General features: G+C 64.4%; 23 protein-coding genes. 11 read left to right on the forward strand and 12 right to left on the reverse strand.

The genetic code is table 11. The annotated features are described in order from the left end of the window. Positions 1 to 85: 85 nt before the first annotated feature. A complete protein-coding gene (locus AC3WJU_RS09830) occupies positions 86 to 901 on the forward strand; it encodes an MBL fold metallo-hydrolase (protein ID WP_492259751.1) in 816 nt (271 codons plus the stop codon). Between the two features lie 16 nt (positions 902 to 917). On the opposite strand, the gene AC3WJU_RS09835 is transcribed toward AC3WJU_RS09830, so the two are convergent. Genes AC3WJU_RS09835 through AC3WJU_RS09855 form a run of 5 tightly spaced genes read right to left on the reverse strand, consistent with a single transcriptional unit; the run spans position 918 to position 4,732 of the window. Continuing rightward, positions 918 to 2,081 carry an MFS transporter gene (locus AC3WJU_RS09835; protein WP_492259752.1) on the reverse strand — a complete coding sequence of 388 codons (1,164 nt, stop codon included), beginning with the start codon at positions 2,079 to 2,081 and terminating at the stop codon, positions 918 to 920. 28 nt (positions 2,082 to 2,109) lie between these two features. Next, complete coding sequence (locus AC3WJU_RS09840; protein ID WP_492259753.1) at positions 2,110 to 2,730, reverse strand: cation efflux transmembrane domain-containing protein; 621 nt, start codon at positions 2,728 to 2,730, stop codon at positions 2,110 to 2,112. Between the two features lie 24 nt (positions 2,731 to 2,754). After that, on the reverse strand, positions 2,755 to 3,369 hold the full coding sequence (locus tag AC3WJU_RS09845; protein WP_492259754.1) for a cation diffusion facilitator family transporter: 615 nt from the start codon (positions 3,367 to 3,369) through the stop codon (positions 2,755 to 2,757). Next, positions 3,369 to 4,322: a cation diffusion facilitator family transporter gene (locus AC3WJU_RS09850; RefSeq protein ID WP_059387210.1), complete on the reverse strand. Its 954-nt coding sequence runs from the start codon at positions 4,320 to 4,322 to the stop codon at positions 3,369 to 3,371. The genes AC3WJU_RS09845 and AC3WJU_RS09850 overlap by 1 nt, the downstream gene beginning before the upstream one ends. Next, positions 4,319 to 4,732 (reverse strand): ArsR/SmtB family transcription factor, encoded by a 414-nt coding sequence (locus AC3WJU_RS09855; protein WP_284989968.1) that lies wholly within the window; start codon positions 4,730 to 4,732, stop codon positions 4,319 to 4,321. The genes AC3WJU_RS09850 and AC3WJU_RS09855 overlap by 4 nt, the downstream gene beginning before the upstream one ends. A gap of 392 nt (positions 4,733 to 5,124) precedes the next feature. Between AC3WJU_RS09855 and AC3WJU_RS09860 the strand changes: the two genes are divergently transcribed. From AC3WJU_RS09860 to AC3WJU_RS09880, 5 genes are all read left to right on the forward strand, one after another. Then, on the forward strand, positions 5,125 to 5,745 hold the full coding sequence (locus AC3WJU_RS09860) for a TasA family protein (RefSeq protein ID WP_059387213.1): 621 nt from the start codon (positions 5,125 to 5,127) through the stop codon (positions 5,743 to 5,745). Positions 5,746 to 5,829: 84 nt separating this feature from the next. Further along, complete coding sequence (locus AC3WJU_RS09865; RefSeq protein ID WP_492259755.1) at positions 5,830 to 6,813, forward strand: signal peptidase I; 984 nt, start codon at positions 5,830 to 5,832, stop codon at positions 6,811 to 6,813. Positions 6,814 to 6,871: 58 nt separating this feature from the next. Continuing rightward, the gene (locus AC3WJU_RS09870) at positions 6,872 to 7,345 is read left to right on the forward strand and encodes a hypothetical protein (RefSeq protein ID WP_492259756.1); all 474 of its coding nucleotides are present in this window, start codon (positions 6,872 to 6,874) and stop codon (positions 7,343 to 7,345) included. 63 nt (positions 7,346 to 7,408) lie between these two features. Further along, positions 7,409 to 9,619: a S9 family peptidase gene (locus AC3WJU_RS09875; RefSeq protein WP_492259757.1), complete on the forward strand. Its 2,211-nt coding sequence runs from the start codon at positions 7,409 to 7,411 to the stop codon at positions 9,617 to 9,619. Positions 9,620 to 9,674: 55 nt separating this feature from the next. After that, entirely contained in the window at positions 9,675 to 11,306 is a 1,632-nt protein-coding gene (locus AC3WJU_RS09880) for a sensor histidine kinase (protein WP_059389552.1), read from the forward strand. A gap of 260 nt (positions 11,307 to 11,566) precedes the next feature. Here AC3WJU_RS09880 and AC3WJU_RS09885 read toward each other — a convergent pair whose 3' ends face one another. From AC3WJU_RS09885 to AC3WJU_RS09895, 3 genes are all read right to left on the reverse strand, one after another. Continuing rightward, entirely contained in the window at positions 11,567 to 11,740 is a 174-nt protein-coding gene (locus tag AC3WJU_RS09885) for a hypothetical protein (protein WP_172465637.1), read from the reverse strand. 82 nt (positions 11,741 to 11,822) lie between these two features. Then, positions 11,823 to 12,623, reverse strand: a complete 801-nt coding sequence (locus AC3WJU_RS09890; RefSeq protein ID WP_492259758.1) for a response regulator transcription factor — start codon at positions 12,621 to 12,623, stop codon at positions 11,823 to 11,825. Positions 12,624 to 12,795: 172 nt separating this feature from the next. Next, positions 12,796 to 13,446 (reverse strand): TetR/AcrR family transcriptional regulator, encoded by a 651-nt coding sequence (locus AC3WJU_RS09895; RefSeq protein ID WP_492259759.1) that lies wholly within the window; start codon positions 13,444 to 13,446, stop codon positions 12,796 to 12,798. Between the two features lie 234 nt (positions 13,447 to 13,680). On the opposite strand from AC3WJU_RS09895, the gene AC3WJU_RS09900 reads away from it, so the two are divergent. After that, a complete protein-coding gene (locus tag AC3WJU_RS09900) occupies positions 13,681 to 14,541 on the forward strand; it encodes a DMT family transporter (protein WP_492259760.1) in 861 nt (286 codons plus the stop codon). 28 nt (positions 14,542 to 14,569) lie between these two features. On the opposite strand, the gene AC3WJU_RS09905 is transcribed toward AC3WJU_RS09900, so the two are convergent. Further along, a complete protein-coding gene (locus AC3WJU_RS09905) occupies positions 14,570 to 15,124 on the reverse strand; it encodes a GNAT family N-acetyltransferase (protein WP_492259761.1) in 555 nt (184 codons plus the stop codon). A gap of 130 nt (positions 15,125 to 15,254) precedes the next feature. Between AC3WJU_RS09905 and AC3WJU_RS09910 the strand changes: the two genes are divergently transcribed. From AC3WJU_RS09910 to AC3WJU_RS09920, 3 genes are read left to right on the forward strand one after another with little or no spacing between them, the layout of a single operon-like run. Continuing rightward, complete coding sequence (locus AC3WJU_RS09910) at positions 15,255 to 15,737, forward strand: hotdog fold thioesterase (protein ID WP_059389548.1); 483 nt, start codon at positions 15,255 to 15,257, stop codon at positions 15,735 to 15,737. 7 nt (positions 15,738 to 15,744) lie between these two features. Next, positions 15,745 to 17,097, forward strand: coding sequence for a phenylacetate--CoA ligase PaaK (gene paaK / locus AC3WJU_RS09915; RefSeq protein WP_306959145.1), 1,353 nt, complete (start codon positions 15,745 to 15,747; stop codon positions 17,095 to 17,097). Between the two features lie 53 nt (positions 17,098 to 17,150). Then, positions 17,151 to 17,753 carry a TetR/AcrR family transcriptional regulator gene (locus tag AC3WJU_RS09920; RefSeq protein ID WP_078107744.1) on the forward strand — a complete coding sequence of 201 codons (603 nt, stop codon included), beginning with the start codon at positions 17,151 to 17,153 and terminating at the stop codon, positions 17,751 to 17,753. Between the two features lie 276 nt (positions 17,754 to 18,029). Here the strand turns inward: AC3WJU_RS09920 and AC3WJU_RS09925 are convergent, their stop codons facing one another. After that, positions 18,030 to 18,437 (reverse strand): VOC family protein, encoded by a 408-nt coding sequence (locus AC3WJU_RS09925; RefSeq protein ID WP_492259762.1) that lies wholly within the window; start codon positions 18,435 to 18,437, stop codon positions 18,030 to 18,032. Between the two features lie 210 nt (positions 18,438 to 18,647). On the opposite strand from AC3WJU_RS09925, the gene AC3WJU_RS09930 reads away from it, so the two are divergent. After that, positions 18,648 to 18,968, forward strand: coding sequence for a GYD domain-containing protein (locus tag AC3WJU_RS09930; RefSeq protein ID WP_492259763.1), 321 nt, complete (start codon positions 18,648 to 18,650; stop codon positions 18,966 to 18,968). A 134-nt stretch (positions 18,969 to 19,102) separates the two neighbouring features. Here AC3WJU_RS09930 and paaZ read toward each other — a convergent pair whose 3' ends face one another. Both paaZ and AC3WJU_RS09940 read right to left on the reverse strand, forming a co-directional pair. Beyond that, complete coding sequence (paaZ, locus tag AC3WJU_RS09935; protein ID WP_492259764.1) at positions 19,103 to 21,205, reverse strand: phenylacetic acid degradation bifunctional protein PaaZ; 2,103 nt, start codon at positions 21,203 to 21,205, stop codon at positions 19,103 to 19,105. Between the two features lie 146 nt (positions 21,206 to 21,351). Next, the gene (locus AC3WJU_RS09940) at positions 21,352 to 22,077 is read right to left on the reverse strand and encodes a tyrosine-protein phosphatase (protein WP_492259765.1); all 726 of its coding nucleotides are present in this window, start codon (positions 22,075 to 22,077) and stop codon (positions 21,352 to 21,354) included. Between the last annotated feature and the right edge of the window lie 110 nt (positions 22,078 to 22,187).

A 22,187-nucleotide genomic window follows, 5' to 3' on the forward strand; every position in this document is an offset into this window, starting at 1 on the left:
CTGTGCCTTTCCTCCCGATCCTCCCAGCTCTACGTGGGTAGAATCGAGGCCTGAACACTGCCGGAACGTATCAGACGGAGAAACAATGTCAGCATGGCTCGAAGTCGGCCCTAACAACTACGTGTTGGAGACCGAAGGGTGCCTGCTTAACACGGGCCTCGTTGTAGGTACGGAACGAGCCATGGTGATCGACACCGGTTGCGGCCCCCGCCAAGGCCGGCAGATCCTCGCCGCAGTCCGGGAGAAGACCCAGCTGCCGCTGGTCGTCGTTAACACCCACGCCCACTACGACCACTACTTCGGCAACGCCGTATTTGCCGACGACGGCGTCACCGAGTTTTGGGGGCACGTCAACTGTGCGGCGACAATCGACGACGACGGCGACCACCAGCGCCGCTTCGTCGCCGCCACCGAACCGGAGATGGCCGCGGGCCGGGGCGACGCCGTCGAACTCGTCATTCCCAACGCGATCGTCAAGGATCAACCCGTCCTGGTTGACCTCGGCGGACTCGCCGCCACCCTGTTCTACCTGGGCCGCGGCCACACCGACGGCGACCTCCTGGTAGGCACGCCCAGCACCCTTTTCGCCGGCGACCTCGTGGAACAAGGCGCGCACCCGTCGTTCGAGGACTCCTACCCGGAAGACTGGGCAGACGTCCTGCGGCACATCTCGGCGCTGCGCCACCGCTACGAGTTCCTGATCCCCGGCCACGGCAAGCCCTGCAGCGACCAGTTCGTGAAGACCATGGCAGACACCATGTCCACAGCGGTACGGCAGGCTAGGCAGTCGATCCGGGACACGCCGTCGGACGCTACCAAAGCGATCCCGGTGCTTCCCTACGGACCCGAGCAATCACGCTGGTTCATCAAGCGGCTCCAGGAGACGCAAGCACACCACTAAGGGGTGTGCTTGAAGGTCAGGTTCGATTGAGCCTCGGTGTGCTTGCTGCGCCTACGAGCAGCGCGAGCGCGCCCAGGCCCAGCGGCAGTCCGCCCAAGGTGGCGAGGCTTCCGACTATCAGCGGTCCGCCCGCGTCGCCGAGTTCCCTGCCGAGTTCGGCTGAACCCATGGTCCTGCCCATCCGTTCGTGGGGCGTGGTGTCGGCCAGATGGGCGAACGCGAGCGGGGTGGCCGTTCCGATCCCGGCTCCGATCAGCAGGGCGGCGATGAACAGGGTGATGGGTCCCGGTGCAGCGGCCACGATTCCGATGCCCGCTGCGGTGAGCAGCAGCCCGGCCCTCATCCCCGCGGCGTCGCTGATCCCTCGCACGTCGCGGCGCGTTCCAACCCATGGCGAGATGATGGCCGAAGCGATGGCCAGCACGCTCACTGCGGCCGTCCCGGCGACGGGATCGAGTCCATGCCGGGTCGCCAGGGCCGGCAGGAAGCCGATGGCGGCACCCAGGGCGCCGGTGGATGCCGCAAGCACCGCCGTGGGCACGAGGAAACGCCGTTCGGTGATCTGCCGGGCGAGGTCCAGGACGGTGTATCTGACGCGGGGAACCGGTTCGAACCGTGGCAGGCTCACAGCCACCCACAGGGCGGTGGCTGCTGCCAGGGCTGACAGGGCCGCAAAGAGCAAGGCAAAACCGCCAGCCTGGATCAGTCCGGCTCCCAGGAGCGGGCCGAAGATATAGCCGAGGCTTTTCCAGGATCCATAGCGGCCAAAGAATTTCCCGGCGTTCTTGCCGCCGGCAAGCCGTGCCACGGTGGCCGACGAGGCGGGGGAGAATGCCGCCGCGGATGCGCCCTGACCCAGGCGGGCGAGGCCCAGCAGGAGCGGATCCGCGCCCCACAACCCCACCAGCGAGAAAACGGCGAACGCCAGCAGGCCCCCGAAGATGACCGGCTTGGGCCCAATCCGGTCACTGAGGACACCAAAGACGGGTTTGAGAAACACTTCGGCCAAGTCGTAAACGGCCAGCAGGATGCCCAGGTTCAGCAGGCTCAGGCCGATGTTCCCGCTCTGGGCTCCCATTCCTGCGGCAATGCTGTGCGCCCCGAAAGCGGTCACGAATCCCGCTGCATAGAGAGGAACTGTGGGCCCGTGGATTGTCCCGGCCGGGCTGGTGCGGCTCACTTGTGCACCGCCCGGCAGACAAGGTCATTCATGGGGTGCCCTGGTCGATGGTGTGTTTGAGGGCGTGCCGGGCTTCCACCGCGGCGTAGTAGATGATCACGACCCCTGCCAGCGGATCGGCCCACCACCAGCCGAATAGGGCATTCAGCGCGAGCCCGGCCAGCACCGCGCCGGCCAGGTAGGAGTCCACGAGGGTCACCTTTCCTTCCGCGCGGAGTACGGGATTGCCCAAGCGCTGCCCGGTGCGGATCTTGCCCCACGCCAGGGCAAGCATCACCCCGAAGGTCAGGGCCGTCCAGACGATGCCCAGACCCGAGGTTGCGGGGCGGACGCCGGTGGCAAACACAACGGCCACCTGGATGAGCAGGTAAGCGCCCAGAATGGCGAAGGCGATCCCGATCAGGCGCATCGCGGGGGCTTCGCGCTCCTTATGGGCACCCTTGAGCTGCCACACCACCACGATCGAAGCGAAGATCTCGATCAGGGAATCCAAGCCGAAACCGGCCAACGCCGGGGAGCCGGCTTGAATGGCGGCGGCTGCCAGGACGCCGAGGCCCACCACGTTCCAGCCCAGGGTCGCGTATTCAAGCCGCAAACCGCGGCGCAACAAGAGTTTGCGGACTTCGCTTGTGTCGTTAATGCTGGCCATGGGTGTCCTTTGTCTTGGGGCGCGTTAGCAGCAGTCTTCACCCTTCCACGCTTCGCGGCCTTCTTTGACGGCCACGGCGGCGATGACGAGGCCAATGACGGGGTCAAGCCACCACGCGCCGAAGAGCGCGTTCCCGGCCAGGCCGATCAGGACAGCGGCGGCCGTGGCGGCACAGAGCAGGTTCTGGGTTCCTTCACCGGCAGTGGCCCCGGAGTCTAGCCTGGCACCGAGGCGCTGCTTGGCGACGCCGAGGACAGGCATGATGACCAGGCTCGCCGCCGTGAGCACGATGCCAAGGACGCTGTTCCCGGCCCGGTGTCCCGTGGCCAGATCGATGATCGACTGGATTCCGATGTACGGCGCCAGGAGCCAGAAACTGATGGCGACGGCCTTTTGTGCTCGCCCTTCGGCAGTTTCCGACATTGTGCGGGAGCCGGTGAACCGCCAGATTACGATGATGCTCGCCAGGCCCTCGACGGCGGAGCTGAGGGCCCAGCCGATCAGCGAAACGGAGCCGGCCGTCCCGCCGGCAAGCAGTCCGAGGGCTCCCTCCAGGACCATCCAGACCAGGCTGAACCAAGACAGCAGCCGGACGGTACGGGCGTCTTTGGTCCAGGCGGCCTCCGGGACTGTTGTCATCAGTGGGTTCCGGTTTCGTGCACGGCGTGGCCGGCGGGTTCGAGCTGGAAGGTGGAGTGTTCGACGTCGAAATGGCCGGTCAAGCAGCTTTGCAACTGGTCAAGGATGAGCGGGGCGTGTCCATCGTGGAAGCAGCTCTCATCCAGGACGACGTGCGCGGAGAGGGCAGGAAGGTCGGAGGTGACCGTCCAGACGTGCAGGTCGTGGACGTCGTGCACGTGCCCGGTTTCGAGGAGGTGCGCCCTGACCTGGTCCAGGTCGACACCTTCGGGTGCGCCTTCCAGGAGGATCCTCCCGGAGTCCCGCAGCAGTCCCCATGCGGCGTGCAGCATCAGGGCCACCACAATGAGGGAAGCGATCGCGTCCGCACGGGTAAAACCGGTGGTCAGGACGACGAGCCCGGCGACCGCCGTCGCAATGAATCCGTAGAGGTCGGTCAGGATGTGCTGGAAGGATCCTTCAACGTTCAGGCTGGACCGGTTGGCTTTGGCCAGCACCCACACCGCCACGAGGTTCACGATGATGCCGAAGATCGCGACGATGAGGACAGGGCCGCCCTCAACCGGTGGCGGATCAAGGAGGCGGTGGATTGCCTCCACGGCCACGAGGGCGCTGATGACCAGCAAGGTGATTCCGTTGGCGGCCGCGGAGAGGATTTCGGCACGCTTGAATCCGAACGTCCAGATTCCCCGCGCCGGACGGGCCGCGAGGTTGATCGCCCACAGGGAGGCGGCGATCGCCCCGGCGTCGGTGAGCATGTGCCCGGCGTCCGAAAGCAGCGCAAGCGAGCCGGAAAGGATGGCGACAATCACCTCGACGATCATGAACCCGACAATCAGCGCCAACGCGATCACCAGATAGCGCCGGTCCGCGTTCGCTGCTATCGCGTGGCTGTGGCTGTGGCTGTGGTGCTTGGCTGGGTTGCCCGCCGTGTCATGGTGGTGGTTGCTCATTGGCCGCTGTCCTTCTTGGCCGTGCGCTCGGGATGAACGGCGACGGTATGTCCTGTGTGGGTCAGGCCCAAGTCCAGCAGCATCCGCACGTGGGCATCATCCAGACGGTAGTAGGCCATCCGGCCGCGCCTCGAAACGGAAACCACCCGGTGGGCGCGCAGAAGCCGCAACGCATGGCTGACTGCACTCTCGCTCATCGCCGTCGTCGCCGCGAGGTCGCATACGCACAGCTCGCCGCCCTCCAACAGGGACGTCAGCAACCGCAAGCGTCCCGGATCGCCCAGCAATGAGAACACGTCCGCCAGCTCGGCAATGTCGTGATCCGAGGGCAGGGCCGCCCGGACGAGTTCGACCTTGTCCGGGTCGACAAGTTTCACACCGCATTCATCGACGGCTTCACGAACAGCCACGGGGCCTCCAACATCTGAACAGGTATTCAGATGTCAGTATAGAGGACACGGTCCATAGCCGGAGGCTGCCAGTGGGGAACTTCGCAACAGTTATCCCGTTTACGGCGGCAGCGGGTTGGGCTTGCCTTCTTAGCGCGAACTGGCAGCAAATGCCCTCTGGGGGCGATTTTGCGGGCATCAGCTGCCAGCTCGCGCCGTTACTCGTTTCCACTACTTGGATGCTGAGGCACCCCCGCCTGCGCAACACTCGAAAACTACTTGATTGAATCTTTAACCAAACTTCGAGAAAAGCTTGCGGGAACCTTGCGGCTTCCTAAAAAACCTGCCCGAAAGTAGAGGACATCGGACAGCAAAGTCCCGGTCTCACGGGCTTCAAGAAACGGAAAACGATCATGGGTCTCAACCTGAAAACCACCACCGGCAAAGTCATCGCATCCCTGGCCCTGGTCGGCACTGCTGCCGGCGTGGCAGGACTGGGAACCTACGGCGCCTTCACCTCCAGCACCTCCGCCAGCAACACCGTCGCCTCCGGCATCGTGAACATCGCCCTCGGCGCCACCGGCACCACCAACCGCCTCAGCGTCGCCGCCTCCGGCCTGGTCCCCGGCGACACCGTCCAACGCGTCGCCACCCTGGCCAACGCCACCGGAAACCAGAACCTCTCCGCGATCACCCTCACCACCGCGGCCTCCCCGACCTCCCTGCTGGACACCAACACCACCATGGGCCTGCAGGTCACCGTCGATAACTGCTCCACCGCCTGGACCGAAGCCGGCACCGCCCCCGCCTACACTTACACCTGCTCCGGCACCACCACCAGCGTGCTCGCCTCCCGCCCCGTCATCGGCGCCAACCTCACCCTGGCCAACCTCACCTCGGTCACCGCCGGACACACCGACAACCTCCGCGTCACCCTCACCCTGCCCTCCACCGCAGACAACACCCTGCAGAACCAGAGCAGCACCATCGCCTTCAACTTCACCGGCACCCAGCGCACCGCCACCAACCAGTAACACCCCCCACCAGCCAGCCCTCCGCCGTCGAGCCCCCCATGCAAACGACGGCGGAGGGCCTTCCACAAGAACGGAGACCCAGCCATGACCGCATCACTGGTCCGCCACCGGCGGGTCTCCCAGACGGCCACCACGACGGCGACGCCCGGCTCGGGCAAGAACCCGGGTGTTGCGTCGAAGATTGCCCGGGCGCTGGTCAGCGTCATCACCACCACGATCATGGTCGCGGCAGTGGCTGCGTTCCTGTTCCTCGCGGTCGGGCCCCGCGTCCTCGGCTACCAGACCAGCACCATGCTCACCGGCTCGATGTCGCCGCTGATCAACCCGGGAGACGTGGTTGTCACCGTTCCCGTGGCGGTCCAGAACCTGAAGGTCGGGGACATCATCACCTACCACATTCCGGTGGAGGACCAGCGGGTGGAGACCCACCGGATCATCGACCTGACGGTGAACAACCAAGGCACTGCCACCGTCCGCACCAAGGGCGACGCGAACAACGGCGCCGACCCCTGGACAGCAACGTTGGCCGGAGGCCAGGTAGACCGCCAGGTGTTCACCGTCCCGTACCTGGGCAACGCGATCCGCGCTCTTCGTGATCCCGTGGTCCTGAAGGTCCTGATGTATGGCGCTCCGGCCGCCCTGGTGGTCATGGTTCTCGTCTCCATCTGGCGGAAAAAGCCCGAAGGCGACGGCGAGGTGGACACCAGCGCCGCCCTGCCGGCCTTTGACCGTCGCCCGCTCAAGCGCCTGGCACGGGAAATGAAAAGCAAGGAGGCCGCCGAGAAGTTCGCGGCCGCCTACGCCAAGATGCTTCCCCAGCGTGTGGACAAGATCAGCCACGCACTGAGTACCGGCGACAGCGACCTCGCGATGGATGCGGTGCTCAGCCTGAAAACCAGCTCCTCGATGGTGGGTGCGCTCCGGATGGAACAGCACTGCGTCCGCCTCGAACACGCCTTGGTCACAATCGACCACACCGCGGCAGCCCACGCCGGGGAACTCGTCCGCCAGCACCAACCACAGCTGGAAAAAGCCCTGGGCGGTCACACCACCCGGCGCGCCGCGTAAAATCCTCTTCACAGAACCGAACCGGATGCCCTGCCCTTACCGCATGAAAGCGGTGAGAATGGAATGGACCACCGGGCCTGACAGAAAGCCGCTGACCTTGCGTAGAAGCCGGAGCACCGCCGACGCAGCGCAGACGCCTGCGTTGGGGCGCGTCGCCGCGGTCCTGGCAGCGGCTGCGGTGTTGGTCTTCGCTCCCGGTATCGCGCAGGCCGCGTTCTCTGGAATGGACTCCGCGTCAACCAGCGTAGGTACCCTGTCAATGCCTGCCCCAACCGGCGCCAGTGTTACCGCCACTTGTGTAGCGCGTAGCCTGATCGTCATTGTCAACGACTATGGAACAGTCCCGCGCGCGACGTCCTACGAGTTTTCGGTCGTCAACCCCGGCGGATCCACTATGGCAGCACCTAGTGGGACTTACACCAAATCCCCAGCAGCCAAGGGCGCGTGGACCTACCAGATCCGGGGGCTGTATCAGGTATCACCCGGCAACGTGTGGACGGGCCAATATTTCCAAGGAACCGTGGTGTGCTGACGGAACGGCCGCTCTGAGCGAAATCGGTGGTCGCGTGTCGGTGGCCCTCTATAGAGTTGCCCCATGAGCCAGCCTGCCACACCTCCAGTTCCCCCCGTCGCCAAGAAGGTGCCGCACACCCGCGAGCACCACGGCGATGTTTTCGTGGACAACTACGAATGGCTCCGGGACAAGGAATCCTCCGAGGTCATTGAGCACTTGAAGGCTGAAAATGCCTACCAGGAAGCTGTCACCGCACACCAGGAACCGCTGCGGGAGGCGATCTTCCAGGAAATCAAGGGACGCACCCAGGAGACGGACCTCTCGGTCCCCAGCCGCAAGGATGGCTGGTGGTACTACACCCGCTCTGTCGAGGGCAAGGAGTATGGCATCCAGTGCCGCGTCCGGGCCGCGAACTCGGTCAACCCAGTGGCGGACTGGACCCCGCCGGCGGTGGAACCCGGCGTCGAACTCCAAGGCGAAGAAGTCCTGCTGGACGGGAACGCCGAGGCGGAAGGCAAGCCGTTCTTCTCCATTGGCGGAACCGCCGTGACGTTGGACGGCAACCTCTACGCCTACGCCGTGGACAACTCCGGCGAGGAACGCTTCACGCTCCGCATCAAGGACCTGCGCACGGGTGAACTTCTGCCCGACGTCATCGAGAACATCTTCTACGGCGTGGCCTTCTCCCCCGACGGCACGCGGATCTTCTACACCGTGGTTGACGATTCCTGGCGCCCGTACCAAGTAAAGTCGCACGTCCTGGGCACGCCCGTCAGTGAAGACGAGGTCATCTACCAGGAGGACGACGTCGCAATGTGGCTCGGATTCGAGCTCTCCTCCGACCGGAGGTACCTCGTGCTGAGCATCGGCTGCTCGGAATTCAGCGAGACGCGCCTGCTGCGCTTCGACGATTTCGACGCCGGCCTGTCCACCGTGATTTCCCGCGACGAACACATCCTCTACGAGGCCGAGCCGTTCCTCCTCGATGGTGTTGATGGACAAAAAGCTGAGACCATCCTCCTGACCCACAACAAAGGTGCCATCAACTCGATGGTGTCCATCGCGGACCCGGCCGAGTTCGCCAAGCCGCTGTCCGAGCAGAACTGGCGCACCGTCGTCGGGCATTCCGACGCCGTTCGCGTCAACGGCGCGGGCGTCACCTCGACGCATCTGGTGGTGTCGGTACGGCAGGACACGATCGAACGCGTGCAGGTGCTTCCGCTCGCCGGGCTGGGAACCGCCGCGCAAGGCGCCGCCGTGGAGCCCGCCTTCGACGAGGAGCTGTACACGGCCGGCGTGGGTGGAACCGACTATGAAGCGCCCGTGATCCGCATCGGGTACACGTCCTACTTCACGCCGTCGCGGGTGTACGACTTCGTGCTGCCCACCGCCGCCCTGCCGCACGGCGAACTGCTGCTGCGGAAGGAAAGCCCGGTGCTGGGCGGGTACACCGCGTCCGACTACGTGGCCACCCGGGAATGGGCGACGGCGGCGGACGGCACGCGCGTCCCGCTGTCCGTGTTGCGGCACGCCTCCCTTGCGCGGGACTCAAGCGCCGCCGGCCTGGTGTACGGCTATGGCTCGTACGAGGTCAGCATGGATCCCGGCTTCGGCGTGGCCCGGTTGTCCCTCCTCGATCGCGGGATCGTCATGGTGATCGCCCACATCCGCGGCGGCGGCGAGCTCGGCAGGCGCTGGTACGACGACGGCAAGAAGCTCAACAAGAAGAACACCTTCACGGACTTCATCGCGGCAACGGACTGGCTCGCGTCCTCCGGCTGGGTGGCCCCGGAGCGGATCGCGGCCATGGGCGGCTCCGCGGGCGGCCTCCTGATGGGTGCCGTGGCCAACCTCGCGCCGGAAAAGTACGCGGCGATCGTGGCGGCCGTGCCGTTCGTGGACGCGCTCAACACCATCCTGGACCCCGAACTGCCGCTCTCCGCGCTCGAGTGGGAAGAATGGGGCAACCCCATCACGGATCCCGAGGTGTACGAGTACATGAAGTCCTACACCCCGTACGAGAACATCCGGGCCGTTTCGTACCCGCAGATCGCAGCGGTCACGTCCTTCAACGACACCCGCGTGCTCTACGTTGAACCGGCCAAATGGGTCCAGGTGCTGCGTTCCGAGACCACGGGCACGGCGCCCATCGTCATGAAGATCGAGATGGACGGTGGACACGGCGGAGCATCGGGACGGTACGTGCAGTGGCGCGAGCGCGCGTGGGACTATGCCTTCGTCGCGGACTCCCTTGGCGCCGTCGAACTGCTACCTGGAGCCGGACTCAAGTAACGTTCTCGATAGTAGGCTTCCCGTGGGGGGACGGACCGGACAGTAGGAGCGTAGCTTGACTGACAATGCATCGTTGCCAAACCGGGCCTTGGTGGCCGACCCTGACCCGGCCCGTCTCGCCGAGACGGTTGCAGCGCTCGCCGCGGCAGGCTTCATGGTTCGTTCAGTGTCCGACGCCGGTTCACTTGCGGCCGCGCTGGAAAGCGAACCGTGGGACGTGCTGGTGGTGGACAACGACCTCCGGGAGTTCCTTCCCCGGAACAGCGTTCCGGTTTTGCTCTTGCTGGATCCCGAGAACGAGCTGGATGTTACTGCCCTGGAAGGGTGGACGATTGCTGATTACACCTACCGGGGCCAGCCTCCCGCATTTCGGGTGCACCGGGCCTTGGTACTGATAGCCCGCGCCGCCGAACGGACGCGCCGCCGTTCGGAAGCCGAGTCGCTGAGGGAGAGCCTGCGGAAGGTTTCCGCGGCGATCCGGTCAACCATTGATCCAGGCCTGATTGCCCGGCACCTGGTCGACGGAATCGGCGAGGCCTTGGGCGCGGAACACGTCTGGTTCACGACGTTCCCGGATACCCGGGTGCCGCAGGTGAGCGCCGAATGGAACGCGCCCGGACTGGTGCCGGGAGTCCTTCCGGGAGAACTCACTGACGAAATCGCCACGTTCGAACTGGCGGAACGGTTGTGGGCAGAAGCGGAAGTGCAGCCGCTGCCCAAACGGGCTCCCTCGGGTGAATCCGGCGGTGCGGGTGATACCGGTGGTGCGGGGGCGCCGTCGGCCTCTGTTGTGGTGCCGGTAGGCGAGGGAGACCTCGTTCTCGGCGTCATCTGGATCGCCCGCCCGGACACGGCGCAGGAATGGACCCGGGCCGAAATAGGCCTGATTCAGCACGTCTCGGGGAACTTGGCGTATGGCCTGATGCAGAGCCACCTGATCGGCGCGCAACAGCAGGTCATGTACAAGCTCCAGGAACTCGACCAGGCCAAGACCGACTTCCTCACCACCGTGAACCACGAACTCCGAACCCCCCTGACGTCCATCACGGCATACCTGGACATGATCCGCGCTGGCGCCGGTGGACCTCTTCCTGCGGGCGTCGAGCGGATGGTCGATGTCATTTCGCGAAATGCCGAGCGGCTCCGACGGCTGATCGAAGACATGCTCACAGTCTCGCACCAGGACACTTCCGGCGACCTCGAACTGAGCCGCGTGAATGTGGGCACCCTGCTCAGGCTTGTTGTCTCGACGTTGCAGCCGCTCGCCGACTCCCGTTCGCTGTCCCTCACTGTGATGCATGCGCCAGGAACCATGACCGTCCAGGCCGACGAGGCCAAGCTCGAGCAAGTCTTCGCCAACATCATCAGCAACGCCATCAAGTTCACGCCCAACGGCGGCCACGTCGCGGTCAGCAGCGGGGTCACCTCGGACCCGGGGACGGTACCCAGCGTGGTGGTGCGCGTGGAGGACACCGGCGTCGGGATCCCCGAAACCGAGATCGAGCAGGTGTTCACACGGTTCTTCCGCGCTTCAAACGCCTCCACTGCGGCCATCCCCGGGAGCGGGCTTGGCCTGGCGATTGCCCACGACATTGTGGAACGCCATTCCGGCCGGCTCGACGTCGAGTCCGCCCTGGGCGTAGGAACCACGGTTTCAGTCCGGCTCCCGCTGGATACGGAGAGCTAAGGGGCGGCGTCTCTGGGCGGGGCTTGTACCGTCCTGACCTTCTTTGAATTGGGAAAGCGCTCACGACACGGCAAGTCGCGTCATTCCAGGGCTCAACCGCGGCAAACAGGGTCAGGAACGGCAGCTCCCGGCGTCGGACAAATAAAACACCGCCCCTGGGCGGTGGCCCGGGGCGGTGCGTGGAGCTTCTTCTTGCCCGTCTACCCAAGTAGCTAGCAGTAGATGCCGTTATGAGGCGCCAAAACGGCATCTAGTGCGAGTCAGTTGGGCCACCAACCGATCTGAGCGTAGTTCACAACAGTGCCGGTGGTAACCGTCGTTACTGTTGTGCCGGTGGTGTCGTGCGTGGTCTTCGGTGCGGCATTGGCAGGGGTGACAAATCCGCCAATAGCCAGCAGGCCCGTCATGAGCAGTGTTGCGGCGAATTTTTTCATGCGATGCTCCTTTGAGCCGTGAAAATCCGAAGTTGACTTTCCCAGCGTAAAGAGCGTTGTTAAAGGTTCGCTTAAGATTGGGTCAGTTTTCCGATGTCTTTGCCGCTAGGCGGTAACCGACGCCACGCACGGTTTCCACCCACCGCGGCGACTGCGCCGAGTCGCCGAGCTTCCGCCGCAGATTGGCGATGTGCACCTGGATCGCGCGCTCTTCGGATTCGCTGACAAAACCTCCCGTTTCGTACTCCCTGGCATGGAGCCAGCGGGCAAGCCCCGTGGTGCTTCGCACAACGCGCCCGGCCTCCATGAGGGCCTGAAGAAGGTCGAACTCGGTGCGGGTCAATTGCACCTCTTCGGTTCCCACCCGGGTGGTCCGCGTGGCTACGTCCAGGAAAAGGCCATTGTGTTCCAGTCCCGATGGCTCAGCCGCCGGCAGCGCAGGTGTGGGTCCGGTTGGCGAGTTCGACGCCGGGGCCGGCGGCAGCTCCGCCGACGGGCTCCCTCCGGAGCTGCTCAAAAGCTTGCTGCCACGCGGCCGCCGAAGGAGCGTCTCAACCCGGGCCAGGAGTTCGCGCGGCCGGAAGGGCTTGGTGACGAAGTCGTCAGCGCCGATGGCCAGCCCTTGCAGGGTGTCCACTTCACGTGCCCGGGCGGTGAGCATGATGATGTAGGCGTCACTGAACTCGCGGACGCGGCGGGTGACCTCGATCCCGTCAATGTCGGGCAGGCCAAGGTCCAAGGTGATCACGTCAGGGTTGTGAAGGCGGACCGCATCCACGCCGTCGACGCCGTTTCCGGCCGCGTAAACCTCCAGGCCCGATGCCTCGAGGACGGCATGGACTACCTCACGGATGTCATCGTCATCCTCGATTACTACAGCCACGCCCGATGCGCCCACTTCAAGATCCCCATCTCTCTTATGCTCAGCCCACCTTAACACCAGCGGTACCCGCTATTCTCGCGCATGTCGGCGTAAGTCCGCTTCACGAGCGCGTGCGCGGCCCGTGCGGAGATCGCTGCGGGGCTATTTCCGGCACTCTTCCTGGTCGCACTGCTCACCCGATCTGGAGCTCGCGCCTCACGAACGCGATAAGCAGGTTCCGCGATGTTTCCACCGGAAGGGACGAACCCCGCGCATAGCATTGGACGGCGAGGCCATCCACCATGGCTGCCGTTTCGATGGCGAAACCTTGGGGATCCTCGCAGACGAAGGATCCCTCGCTGACGCCGCGCTCGGTGATCTCGCGCAAGGCGTTGCGCCAGCCGTCGTAGTGTTCGCTCATCCAGCGTCCGTAGGCTTCGTCCCTGGCCGCAGCGGACCAGAAGTCGAACCAGATCAGCCAATGCCGACGAGAACTCGCATCCGAGCCGAACATCCCCTCGAGGAAATACAGCAGTTCCCTAGTAGGGTCGCCGGATCCTCTGGCGCTCTCCTGCAGGGGAACGTAGAAGTCTGCGGTTTCCGCCTTGACTACTTCCATCAGGACTTCGTCGAGACTCTTGAAATGGTAGGTGATGGTCCCGGGTGACACTCCGCAGGCTTTTGAAATGTCGCGGATCAGGACATTGAACAGTCCTTTGTCCGCGATCAGGTCCCGCGCGGCGTCAACCACCAGCTGTCGCCGCACTTCAGTAGGGTGCCGCTGCCGTTCGCCGGCAGTCTTGGCGCGGGGCCGCTCTTCGTGGTCCTTGGCGGTAGCCGTCATGTCGCTCGTCCTCGTTTCCCCTGCTCAGGCCGATGTCCGACTGATGCGCTTCTCAAAGGTCTCTTCAAAGAATAGTTGCTCTTTATTTCTTCCGCGAACGATCTAATTCATGTACTGTACGAATAAATCGTCCGGGAGAGCAATAGTTCCCTGAATAACCGCCCTGTAGCAAAGGGCCATTTCACCGGGAAGGCCCCAATTGTGACCGGATGGTACCGAAGACCAGATGTGCTGATGGTGCTGTCTTCCGCGCCCACATACGTGGCTACCCGCGAGGCCCTGAAAGTGATGGACCCCCAGGACCTGACGCCGCTGCGCTACTTGGGTGCCGCCGTCGTGCTTGGCTTGGTGCTGCTGATCCGGCGGCAGCGGCTTACGCTGCGGGGTGGTGACATTCCGAGGATGCTTGTCGCGGGATTACTGGGGTATGCGGGCTTCGGCCTGCTCCTGAACCTCGGGCAGACAACCGTTCCGGCCGGAACAGCGAGTCTCCTGCTGAATATCTCGCCCGTCTTCGCGTTCGTCCTCGGTCATCTGATGTTGCGGGAGAGAACGTCGGGCCTGGGCTACTGGGGGATGCTGCTTGCCGTAGCAGGCGTGGTAGCCATTACGCTGGGCGATTCCGCGGCCGTCGGCTTCAACGGCGATGCCTTGTACATCGTGGCAGCCGCACTTCTCCTGTCGGCATTCCTCATCGTCCAGCAGCCCCTGCTGGCACGCGTCCCTCCGCTCGAAGTGGTCTTCTGGGGATCCCTCATCGGCGGAGTGGCGACCGTGCCGACCGCCCGGTTCGCAGCGACGCCGTCCGAGTTCACGTGGAACGCTTGGCTGGCATTGGCCGTGCTCGTGGTGATCTGCACCGTGGTGGGCTACGGTTTCTGGAACGTTTCGCTCTCGCGGACCAGCGTGGCAGAGGGCGGTTCTCTCCTGTACGTCGTGCCGGTGCTGTCCCTGCTGCTCGGGTGGATTTTGCTCGGCGAAGTCCCGGGTGTCGCCTCGCTCCTCGGTGGCGCGGCCGCATTGGCCGGCGTCATCCTGCTCTCCCGGGCAACCGCATCCATCGCACCCGAGAAAGAACTGGAGCCCGCACCATGACCGTCCCCCAAGCAGCTCGCAGCGGGCGCTATTTCCGCGCGCGCCACTCCGAGTCAAGCATCGCGTAGATGACTTCGGTGGACCATTGGCCCTTGTAATGCCAGTTGTCCACGAGCTCGGCTTCGCGGCGCATCCCAAGCCGTTCGCACAATCCCGACGACGAGGTGTTCAGGGCATCCAGCTTGGCCTCGATCCGGTGGAACATGAGGGTTTCAAAACCCAGGCGGAGCACGGCTTCGGCCGCTTCTGCGGCGTAGCCCTGGCCTCGGCTTTCCGGCGCCAAGATCCAGCCGATTTCGGCCTGCCCAGTGCCCGGCAGCCACTTGAGCACCACTTCGCCAAGCAAGCCCGCCGCGTCCGCGCGCTCTACGGCGAGGCACACCCAGTCGCCCTCTTGTTCGAAAGAGAAGTTGGCGTAGCGGCCCAACGCTTCCATGGACTGCGTGAGGGTCAATTCCTGCCGGAGCAGGAAGCGCGCCGTCTCGGGCAGAGACTGGTAGGCGTGGAATCGCTCCAGGTCAGTGGCCTCGAACCTGCGAAGCACGAGCCTCGGGGTCCGGATGGGCAGTTCGATGAGCGGCATGACTCGAGGCTACTACGTCGGGGTTTTTGGGGGTCTGGATCCGTCCCGCCGAGCGATCTCCTCTTGACAGTTCAAGCAAACTGGGATTACCTAATGAACATTCGGTAAATAAAGCTGGAGGCAATGACGCATGGTTGAGACCACCCTTTCTGGCGCAGCGCAGCACCAGATTCTCAAGAACGACTACGCCTCCGAGTGGATGGGCCTGGAGGTACTCAAGGTCGACGACGGCCACGCCACCGTCCGCATGAAGCTCCGGCAGGAAATGCTCAACGGCTTCGGAATGGCCCACGGCGGAATGATCTTCGCCTTCGCCGATTCAGCTTTTGCACTGGCATGCAACCCGGCCAACCCCTCGCCGTCGGAAGCCGACACCATAACTGTCGCCGCCGGCGTCGACATCAACTTCCTCAAGCCGGCCTATCAAGGCCAAGTGATCACCGCCGTCGCGAACCGTCGCGCCAACAACGGCCGCAGCGGCCTGTACGACATCCAAATCTTCGCGGCCGACGCAAGCGAACCTTCCGCCGTCGGGTCGCCCGAAGAACCGGGCAGCTACGGCGAGCTCATCGCCGAGTTCCGTGGCCGCAGCCGCACCATCTCCAAGAAGTAGGAAGACAATGACACAGAACACCGTCGCCGCTCCCGACGCACCGCTTAACACTGCACAGCTAGATCGCGAAGAAACCATCTCCCGCGACGAGCTCGAGGCCTTGCAGCTGAGCCGCCTCCAGCACACCGTGGCCTACGCCTACGATCGCGTGCCACTGTACAAGCGCAAGTTCGACGACGCCGGCGTCCACCCTTCCGATCTCCGCGAACTGTCCGATCTCGGCAAGTTCCCGTACACCACCAAGGAAGACCTCCGCCAGGAATACCCCTTCGGCATGTTCGCCGTACCGCAAGACGAAGTAGCCCGCATCCACGCGAGCTCCGGAACCACTGGCCGGCCAACCGTCGTCGGGTACACCAAGAACGACCTCGCCAACTGGGCAACCCTCGTAGCCCGCTCGCTCCGCGCTTCCGGCGTCCGGCCGGGCATGAAGGTCCACAACGCCTACGGCTACGGCCTGTTCACCGGCGGTTTGGGCGCCCACGCCGGTGCCGAAGCGCTCGGCTGCACCGTCATCCCGATGTCCGGCGGCCAGACCGAACGCCAGATCCAGCTGATCCAGGACTTCAAGCCGGACGCGATCCTGGCGACCCCGACTTACCTGCTCACAATCGCCGACGCGATGGCGCACATGGGTGTGGATCCGGCGTCGACCTCGCTCAAGTACGCCGTGCTCGGAGCCGAACCGTGGACCGAGGAAATGCGGCATGAGCTCGAAACCACCATGAACATCAAGGCCTGCGACATCTACGGGCTCTCGGAAGTCATGGGCCCGGGCGTGGCCGGCGAGGCCGTGGAGACCCAGGACGGCTGCCACATCTGGGAAGACCACTTCCGCCCCGAAATCATCGATCCGTTCGATCCCTCCCGCGGGGAAAGCGCCGTGCTGGCCGACGGCGAGCCGGGCGAACTCGTCTTCACTTCGCTCACCAAGGAAGCGCTGCCGATCATCCGGTACCGCACCAAGGACCTCACCCGTCTGCTGCCCGGCACCGCCCGCCCCGCGCACCGCCGCATGGGCCGCATCACCGGACGCAGCGACGACATGATCATCCTGCGCGGCGTGAACCTCTTCCCTTCACAAATCGAGGAAATCGCGCTCCGCATCCCCGAGCTCAGCCCGCACTTCCAACTCGAGCTCACCCGCCCCGAAGGCAAGCGCATGGATTCGCTGACGGTCAAGATTGAGCGCCGCGAGAACGTTTCGGTCGAGGCCGGCACGACGGCGGCACACGCCCTGCGCGAACAGATCAAGATCCACGTGGGTTCTTCGTGCGTGGTGGACGTCGTGGAGCCGGGTTCGCTTGAGCGCTCCAACGGCAAGCTGCGCCGCGTCTACGACATGCGACCCAAGAGGTAACGTGGCCGGGCGCGTGCGCGAATCAACCGACCGTTCATGAGAAAATGGCCAGCATGCCTAGTGAAACAGTAACCAAGCGGGGACGCCCCGGATACGACCAGCAATCAGTGCTGCTCATCGCCGTCGACGTCTTCAACCGCCACGGTTACGACGCCACATCCATGGGCATTCTGGCCGAAAACCTGGGCATCTCAAAATCAGCCATCTACCATCACGTGCCGTCCAAGGGCGACCTCCTAAAGCTCGCCCTTGAGCACGCACTGGGTGGGCTCGAGGCCATCCTGGAACAGCCCGAGGCTGTTACCGGGGCGGCCGACGCGCGTTTGGAGTTTGTCCTACGGCAGACCATCGCCGTGCTGGTGGACCGGCTGCCGTTCGTCACGCTGCTCCTGCGTCTCCGCGGCAACACCGACATTGAGCGCGATGCCCTGGAACGGCGTCGCGCCTTCGACCACAAGGTGGCCGCGTTGATCTCGGCCGCCCGCGAAGAAGGCACGCTGCGCCAGGACATCGACCCCCGCACCGTGACCCGGCTCCTGTTCGGGACCATCAACTCGATCGTGGAGTGGTACAAACCGGGCGGCTCGCTCTCCCCGCAACGCCTGGCCGACGACGTCATCACCATGGCGTTCGACGGCCTCCACGCCTCGGCGTAGGTCACCCCTGGCTTCCCCCTGCCCCCTGCGACGCTCGCTCACATATACGGCACTTTCAACCGACGCTCGCTCACATATACGGCACTTTCGACCAACGCTCGCTCACATATACGGCACTTTCGACCGACGCCCGCTCACATATATCCCCAATTGGCAGAACGCCCGCTCACATATACGGCACCCTCCCCCAACGCCCGCTCAAATTTACAGCCAGATGACAGAACGCTCGCTCACTAAAAAAGTGAGCGGGCGTTCTGCGTGGTGCTGTGATGCTTTTCAGAGCTGGTATTCGGCCTGGATACCCAAGCTTTCATGGACGCAGAGGACGTTGTTTTCCGTGTCCATGAACCAGGCGCAACGATCGGCGTCAGTAGTACAAATGTGGTGTTCGGTCTTGAGATCGGGGAGGTCATAGTCTCGGAATTCGACGCCGTTCGCCTCCATTTCGTCGACTGTCCGCTCGATGTCACTGACTTCAAAGGAAAGGGCGGTGTGCGATGAGTGCATGCCGTCCTTGATGGGCATCAACTGCAGCATGGGGCCGCCTTCGATGCCAAACAAATCATTCCCATCCCACGTCATGCCGCGATGAGGAAGGCCGAGTGTCTCTGCGTAAAAGCTGCGGGCTCGGGCTATGTCATCGACGGGCAAGACGGTTGTGGCTGTCCTGAGTGCTAGGTTCATTTCGCCACCTCCTACGCAAAAAATATTACGCCGGACGGGATCGGAAAGACCTTCTGGCCGCGCGTCCGCCTAGACCGTTGTCAGGGCGACAGCCTCGGCCTACTATGTGCACAGCCCCCTCGCAGGGGAACAACTCCGGGACCTTCCCTCAACGGGTGATGGGAGCACCTTAGGAGGCCCGAGTCCTGGACATCACGGGACGGGAAGACAATGACCAAATATCTATTCGAAGCAAACTACGTAGGCGACGGAATCAAGGGGCTGTTGCGCGAGGGTGGCACCAAGCGCCGCGATGCTGTGGTCGATGCACTCAAATCCGTAGACGGATCGCTTGAGAGTTTCTACTACGCTTTCGGGGAGACCGACGTCGTCGGAGTCTTCGAGATCCCGGACGCGGCTAGCGCCGCCGCTCTCTCACTGATGATCAATGCGACAGGCGCAGTGCGCCTGCATTTGAAGCCGCTCATGACGGTGGAGGATCTCGACGAAGCTGCCAAGAAGACTCCGGCATACCGCGCCCCCGGGCAATAGAACTCCTTAGACACGGAACGCTCCCCAGTGATGGGGAGCGTTCCGTGTGAGCGAGCGTCCAGCCAAACACCCACACAAGTGAGCGGGCGTCCGGCCAAACCCCCACATACGTGAGCGAGCGTCGGTAGGGGAGGCTACTTCTCCACGAGGGTCAGGACGTCGTAGGTGGCTACGATTTCGTCGTTCTGGTTGGTCAGGACGGCGTCCCAGGCTACTTCGCCGTATTCGTCGGTCTCGCGCGGAGTGATCTTCTTGGCCGTAAGCGTGACCCGGATCGAATCCCCGGCGGCAACGGGAGTGATGAAGCGCAGGTTCTCCAGGCCGTAGTTGGCCAGGACGGGGCCCGGTGCCGGCTCCACGAACAGGCCGGCGGCCCAGCTGAGCAGCAGGTACCCGTGCGCCACGATTCCCGGGAAGAACGGATTGGCTTCGGCTGCGTCCTGGTTGGTGTGGGCGTAGAAGGTGTCGCCGGTGGAGTTGGCGAAGGCCGTGATGTCGTCCAGGGTGACCTGCCGCAGTTCGGACCGCACGGCGTCGCCGATCCGCAGGGTTGCCAGCGACTTCCGGAACGGGTGCGTACCTTCGGTCTCCACTGTGAAGTTGCGGTCCGCGCCCGTGTGCCAGACGCCGGTCACGGCAGTGAGCATGTTCGGCGAGCCCTGGATCGCGGTGCGCTGCATGTGGTGCATGACGGAACGGATACCACCGAGTTCCTCGCCACCACCGGCGCGGCCCGGCCCACCGTGGACCAGGTGCGGCACAGGCGAACCATGCCCGGTTGACGAGCGGGCGTCCTCGCGGTTGAGCATCAGGACACGGCCGTGGTGTGCCGCGATTCCCGTCACCAATTCCCGGGCAACAGCAGGATCGTTGGTGCACACGGAGGCCACCAGCGAGCCGCCACCGCGGGCGGCGAGGCGGACGGCGTCGTCGAGGTCCGAATAGCCGATCACGGACGACACCGGACCGAAAGCCTCGAGCGAGTGGACGGCTTCCGAGTCCACGTCGGCCCAGCTCAGGACAACGGGCGACATGAACGCGCCGCCCTCCACGACGCCGATGGTGCCGTCCAGCGAGGTGACCGACGGCGAATCCAGCGTCCCGTACGCGAGCTCGCCACCGGCGTCGAGCATTGACTGCACTGCCGCGCGGACGTCGGCGAGCTGCTCGAGCGACGCGAGGGCGCCCATCGTGACGCCCTCTGCCCTGGGGTCGCCGACGACGACGCGCTCGTCCACGCGCGCGCCGATGGCGGAGACGACGTCGGACACCAGCGCCTGGGGCACGATGGTGCGGCGGATCGAGGTGCACTTCTGACCGGCCTTGACCGTCATTTCGGTGACGACCGACTTGATGAAGGCGTCAAACTCGGGGGTGCCGGGCACGGCGTCGGGTCCGAGGATGGCCGCGTTGAGGGAGTCGGTTTCGGAGGTGAAGCGGACGCCGCCCTGGACCACGTTGGCGTGGGACTTGAGCGAGTAGGCGGTGGAGGCGGAACCGGTGAAGGCGAGAATGTCGCGGTAGTCGAGGTGGTCCAGCAGGCTGCGGGCGGATCCCGAGATGAGCTGCAGCGAGCCTTCCGGCAGAATGCCCGACTCGACGATCGCCTTGACCACGACGGCGGCAACGTAACCGGTGGGGGTGGCTGGTTTGACGATGGTGGGGACGCCAGCGATGAATGCAGGCGCGAGCTTCTCGAGCATGCCCCACACGGGGAAGTTGAAGGCGTTGATCTGCGCCGCGACGCCCGGGATGCGGGTGTAGATGTGCTCACCGGCGAAGGAACCGTCCCTGGACAGGACTTCCATGGGTCCGTCCACTACAACCTGCGAGTTCGGCAGTTCGCGGCGGCCCTTGGAACCAAAGGTGAAGAGCACGCCGATGCCGCCGTCGATGTCCACCATCGAGTCGATCTTGGTGGCGCCGGTCTTGAAGGACGAGGTGTAGAACTCTTCGCGGCGGCCGTTCAGGTACTGGGCGAGTTCCTTGAGCTTGAGGGCGCGCTGGTGGAAGGTGAGCTTGCCGAGCTCGCGCTGGCCCACCGTGCGCCCGTAGTTCACGACGCCGGCAAGGTCCAGTCCGTCGGTGTTGACCGTTGCGAGGATCTCGCCTGTGCTGGCGTCGCGGACGGGGACGCCAGCTGAGGCTTCTGCGCTGGGGGTCCACCACTCGCCCTGGACGAAACTGGGCACGGTTTCAACGGTTGTGGCTTCCGGAGCGACTGCGGTACTGGTCATCGTCGACGGGTCCTTCCAAGGCACGGGCACGAAATGGACTGAACGGCCGCAAATTACTGACCGGCCGTTCGGTAATACAACCCAGAATACATGAGAGGCCCGATCTGCACACTAGATGCCCGCCGGGACGCTGCTTCCCCCGCGTTCTACCGCGCCGGAGCGTTGAGTTTCGCTCGGATGGCGGAAATTTCTGCCTTAGAGACGCCGTTCGCTCTCAGGAAGGTAGACGTGTCCAAGGAATGCGCAAATTCCAACAGGCTCACGCTGCGCGATGCCAGCAAGGCCTCGAGTGCGGCTTCCTCGAGAAAGGGATCGTGGGCGTGCGGGGCGCGGTGGTGGCGGTGGCGCTCGTTGATTCCGCGCATTCCCTGCTGGTAACCGCGCACGATTTCCTCGTCGCCGGCTCCGGACAGGTTCTGGAGCATCACGGCGATGATCCCGCTACGGTCACGCCCGGCAGCGCAATGCACTACAACACCGCCGGGTGCCGCGGCGATGGCCTTGAAAACCGCGGCGAGCCTGTCCGGGAAGAGCCGCACATAGTCGGCGTAGTGGGCAGGGTCTTTCAGGTACGGGCCAAAGCGCTCGGTGAACTCCTTGTCCTCCGGATCTTCGGTGGGGCAATGGACGATCTCGAAGCGAGCAGTCGCATCCGCGGAAACCTCGGGATCAACCTCCCTGGGCTGCTGCTCGCGAAGGGTCCGCAGATCGATCACGGTGCGGATGCCGGCGTCGTACATTTGCTGCCACCCGAGATCGGTGAGCCATTCCCGCCGGCCCATCCGGTACACGCCTCCGGCGATGTGCCAGGCGTTCACCGCACCGTCCCAATGGACGCCCCGCTGCTTGGCGGCGGTTGAGATCCCATCCATACCGGACAGCTAACCACACGCCGGATAGGTGAGCGAGGGTTTGGAGGAAAGGCGCTATATGTGAGCGAGGGTTTGCTCGGAAGGCGGGATATGTGAGCGGGGGTCGGGAG

This window comes from Arthrobacter sp. FW306-1B-F12A, from assembly GCF_058781865.1.

Bases quoted from the DNA above. Each gene is read 5' to 3' on its own strand.
- AC3WJU_RS09830 (WP_492259751.1), top strand. From the start codon at position 86: ATGTCAGCATGGCTCGAAGTCGGCCCTAACAACTACGTGTTGGAGACC.
- AC3WJU_RS09840 (WP_492259753.1), bottom strand. From the start codon at position 2,730: ATGGCCAGCATTAACGACACAAGCGAAGTCCGCAAACTCTTGTTGCGC.
- AC3WJU_RS09845 (WP_492259754.1), bottom strand. From the start codon at position 3,369: ATGACAACAGTCCCGGAGGCCGCCTGGACCAAAGACGCCCGTACCGTC.
- AC3WJU_RS09850 (WP_059387210.1), bottom strand. From the start codon at position 4,322: ATGAGCAACCACCACCATGACACGGCGGGCAACCCAGCCAAGCACCAC.
- AC3WJU_RS09860 (WP_059387213.1), top strand. From the start codon at position 5,125: ATGGGTCTCAACCTGAAAACCACCACCGGCAAAGTCATCGCATCCCTG.
- AC3WJU_RS09865 (WP_492259755.1), top strand. From the start codon at position 5,830: ATGACCGCATCACTGGTCCGCCACCGGCGGGTCTCCCAGACGGCCACC.
- AC3WJU_RS09870 (WP_492259756.1), top strand. From the start codon at position 6,872: ATGGAATGGACCACCGGGCCTGACAGAAAGCCGCTGACCTTGCGTAGA.
- AC3WJU_RS09875 (WP_492259757.1), top strand. From the start codon at position 7,409: ATGAGCCAGCCTGCCACACCTCCAGTTCCCCCCGTCGCCAAGAAGGTG.
- AC3WJU_RS09885 (WP_172465637.1), bottom strand. From the start codon at position 11,740: ATGAAAAAATTCGCCGCAACACTGCTCATGACGGGCCTGCTGGCTATT.
- AC3WJU_RS09895 (WP_492259759.1), bottom strand. From the start codon at position 13,446: ATGACGGCTACCGCCAAGGACCACGAAGAGCGGCCCCGCGCCAAGACT.
- AC3WJU_RS09900 (WP_492259760.1), top strand. From the start codon at position 13,681: ATGGTGCTGTCTTCCGCGCCCACATACGTGGCTACCCGCGAGGCCCTG.
- AC3WJU_RS09905 (WP_492259761.1), bottom strand. From the start codon at position 15,124: ATGCCGCTCATCGAACTGCCCATCCGGACCCCGAGGCTCGTGCTTCGC.
- AC3WJU_RS09910 (WP_059389548.1), top strand. From the start codon at position 15,255: ATGGTTGAGACCACCCTTTCTGGCGCAGCGCAGCACCAGATTCTCAAG.
- paaK (WP_306959145.1), top strand. From the start codon at position 15,745: ATGACACAGAACACCGTCGCCGCTCCCGACGCACCGCTTAACACTGCA.
- AC3WJU_RS09920 (WP_078107744.1), top strand. From the start codon at position 17,151: ATGCCTAGTGAAACAGTAACCAAGCGGGGACGCCCCGGATACGACCAG.
- AC3WJU_RS09925 (WP_492259762.1), bottom strand. From the start codon at position 18,437: ATGAACCTAGCACTCAGGACAGCCACAACCGTCTTGCCCGTCGATGAC.
- AC3WJU_RS09930 (WP_492259763.1), top strand. From the start codon at position 18,648: ATGACCAAATATCTATTCGAAGCAAACTACGTAGGCGACGGAATCAAG.
- paaZ (WP_492259764.1), bottom strand. From the start codon at position 21,205: ATGACCAGTACCGCAGTCGCTCCGGAAGCCACAACCGTTGAAACCGTG.
- AC3WJU_RS09940 (WP_492259765.1), bottom strand. From the start codon at position 22,077: ATGGATGGGATCTCAACCGCCGCCAAGCAGCGGGGCGTCCATTGGGAC.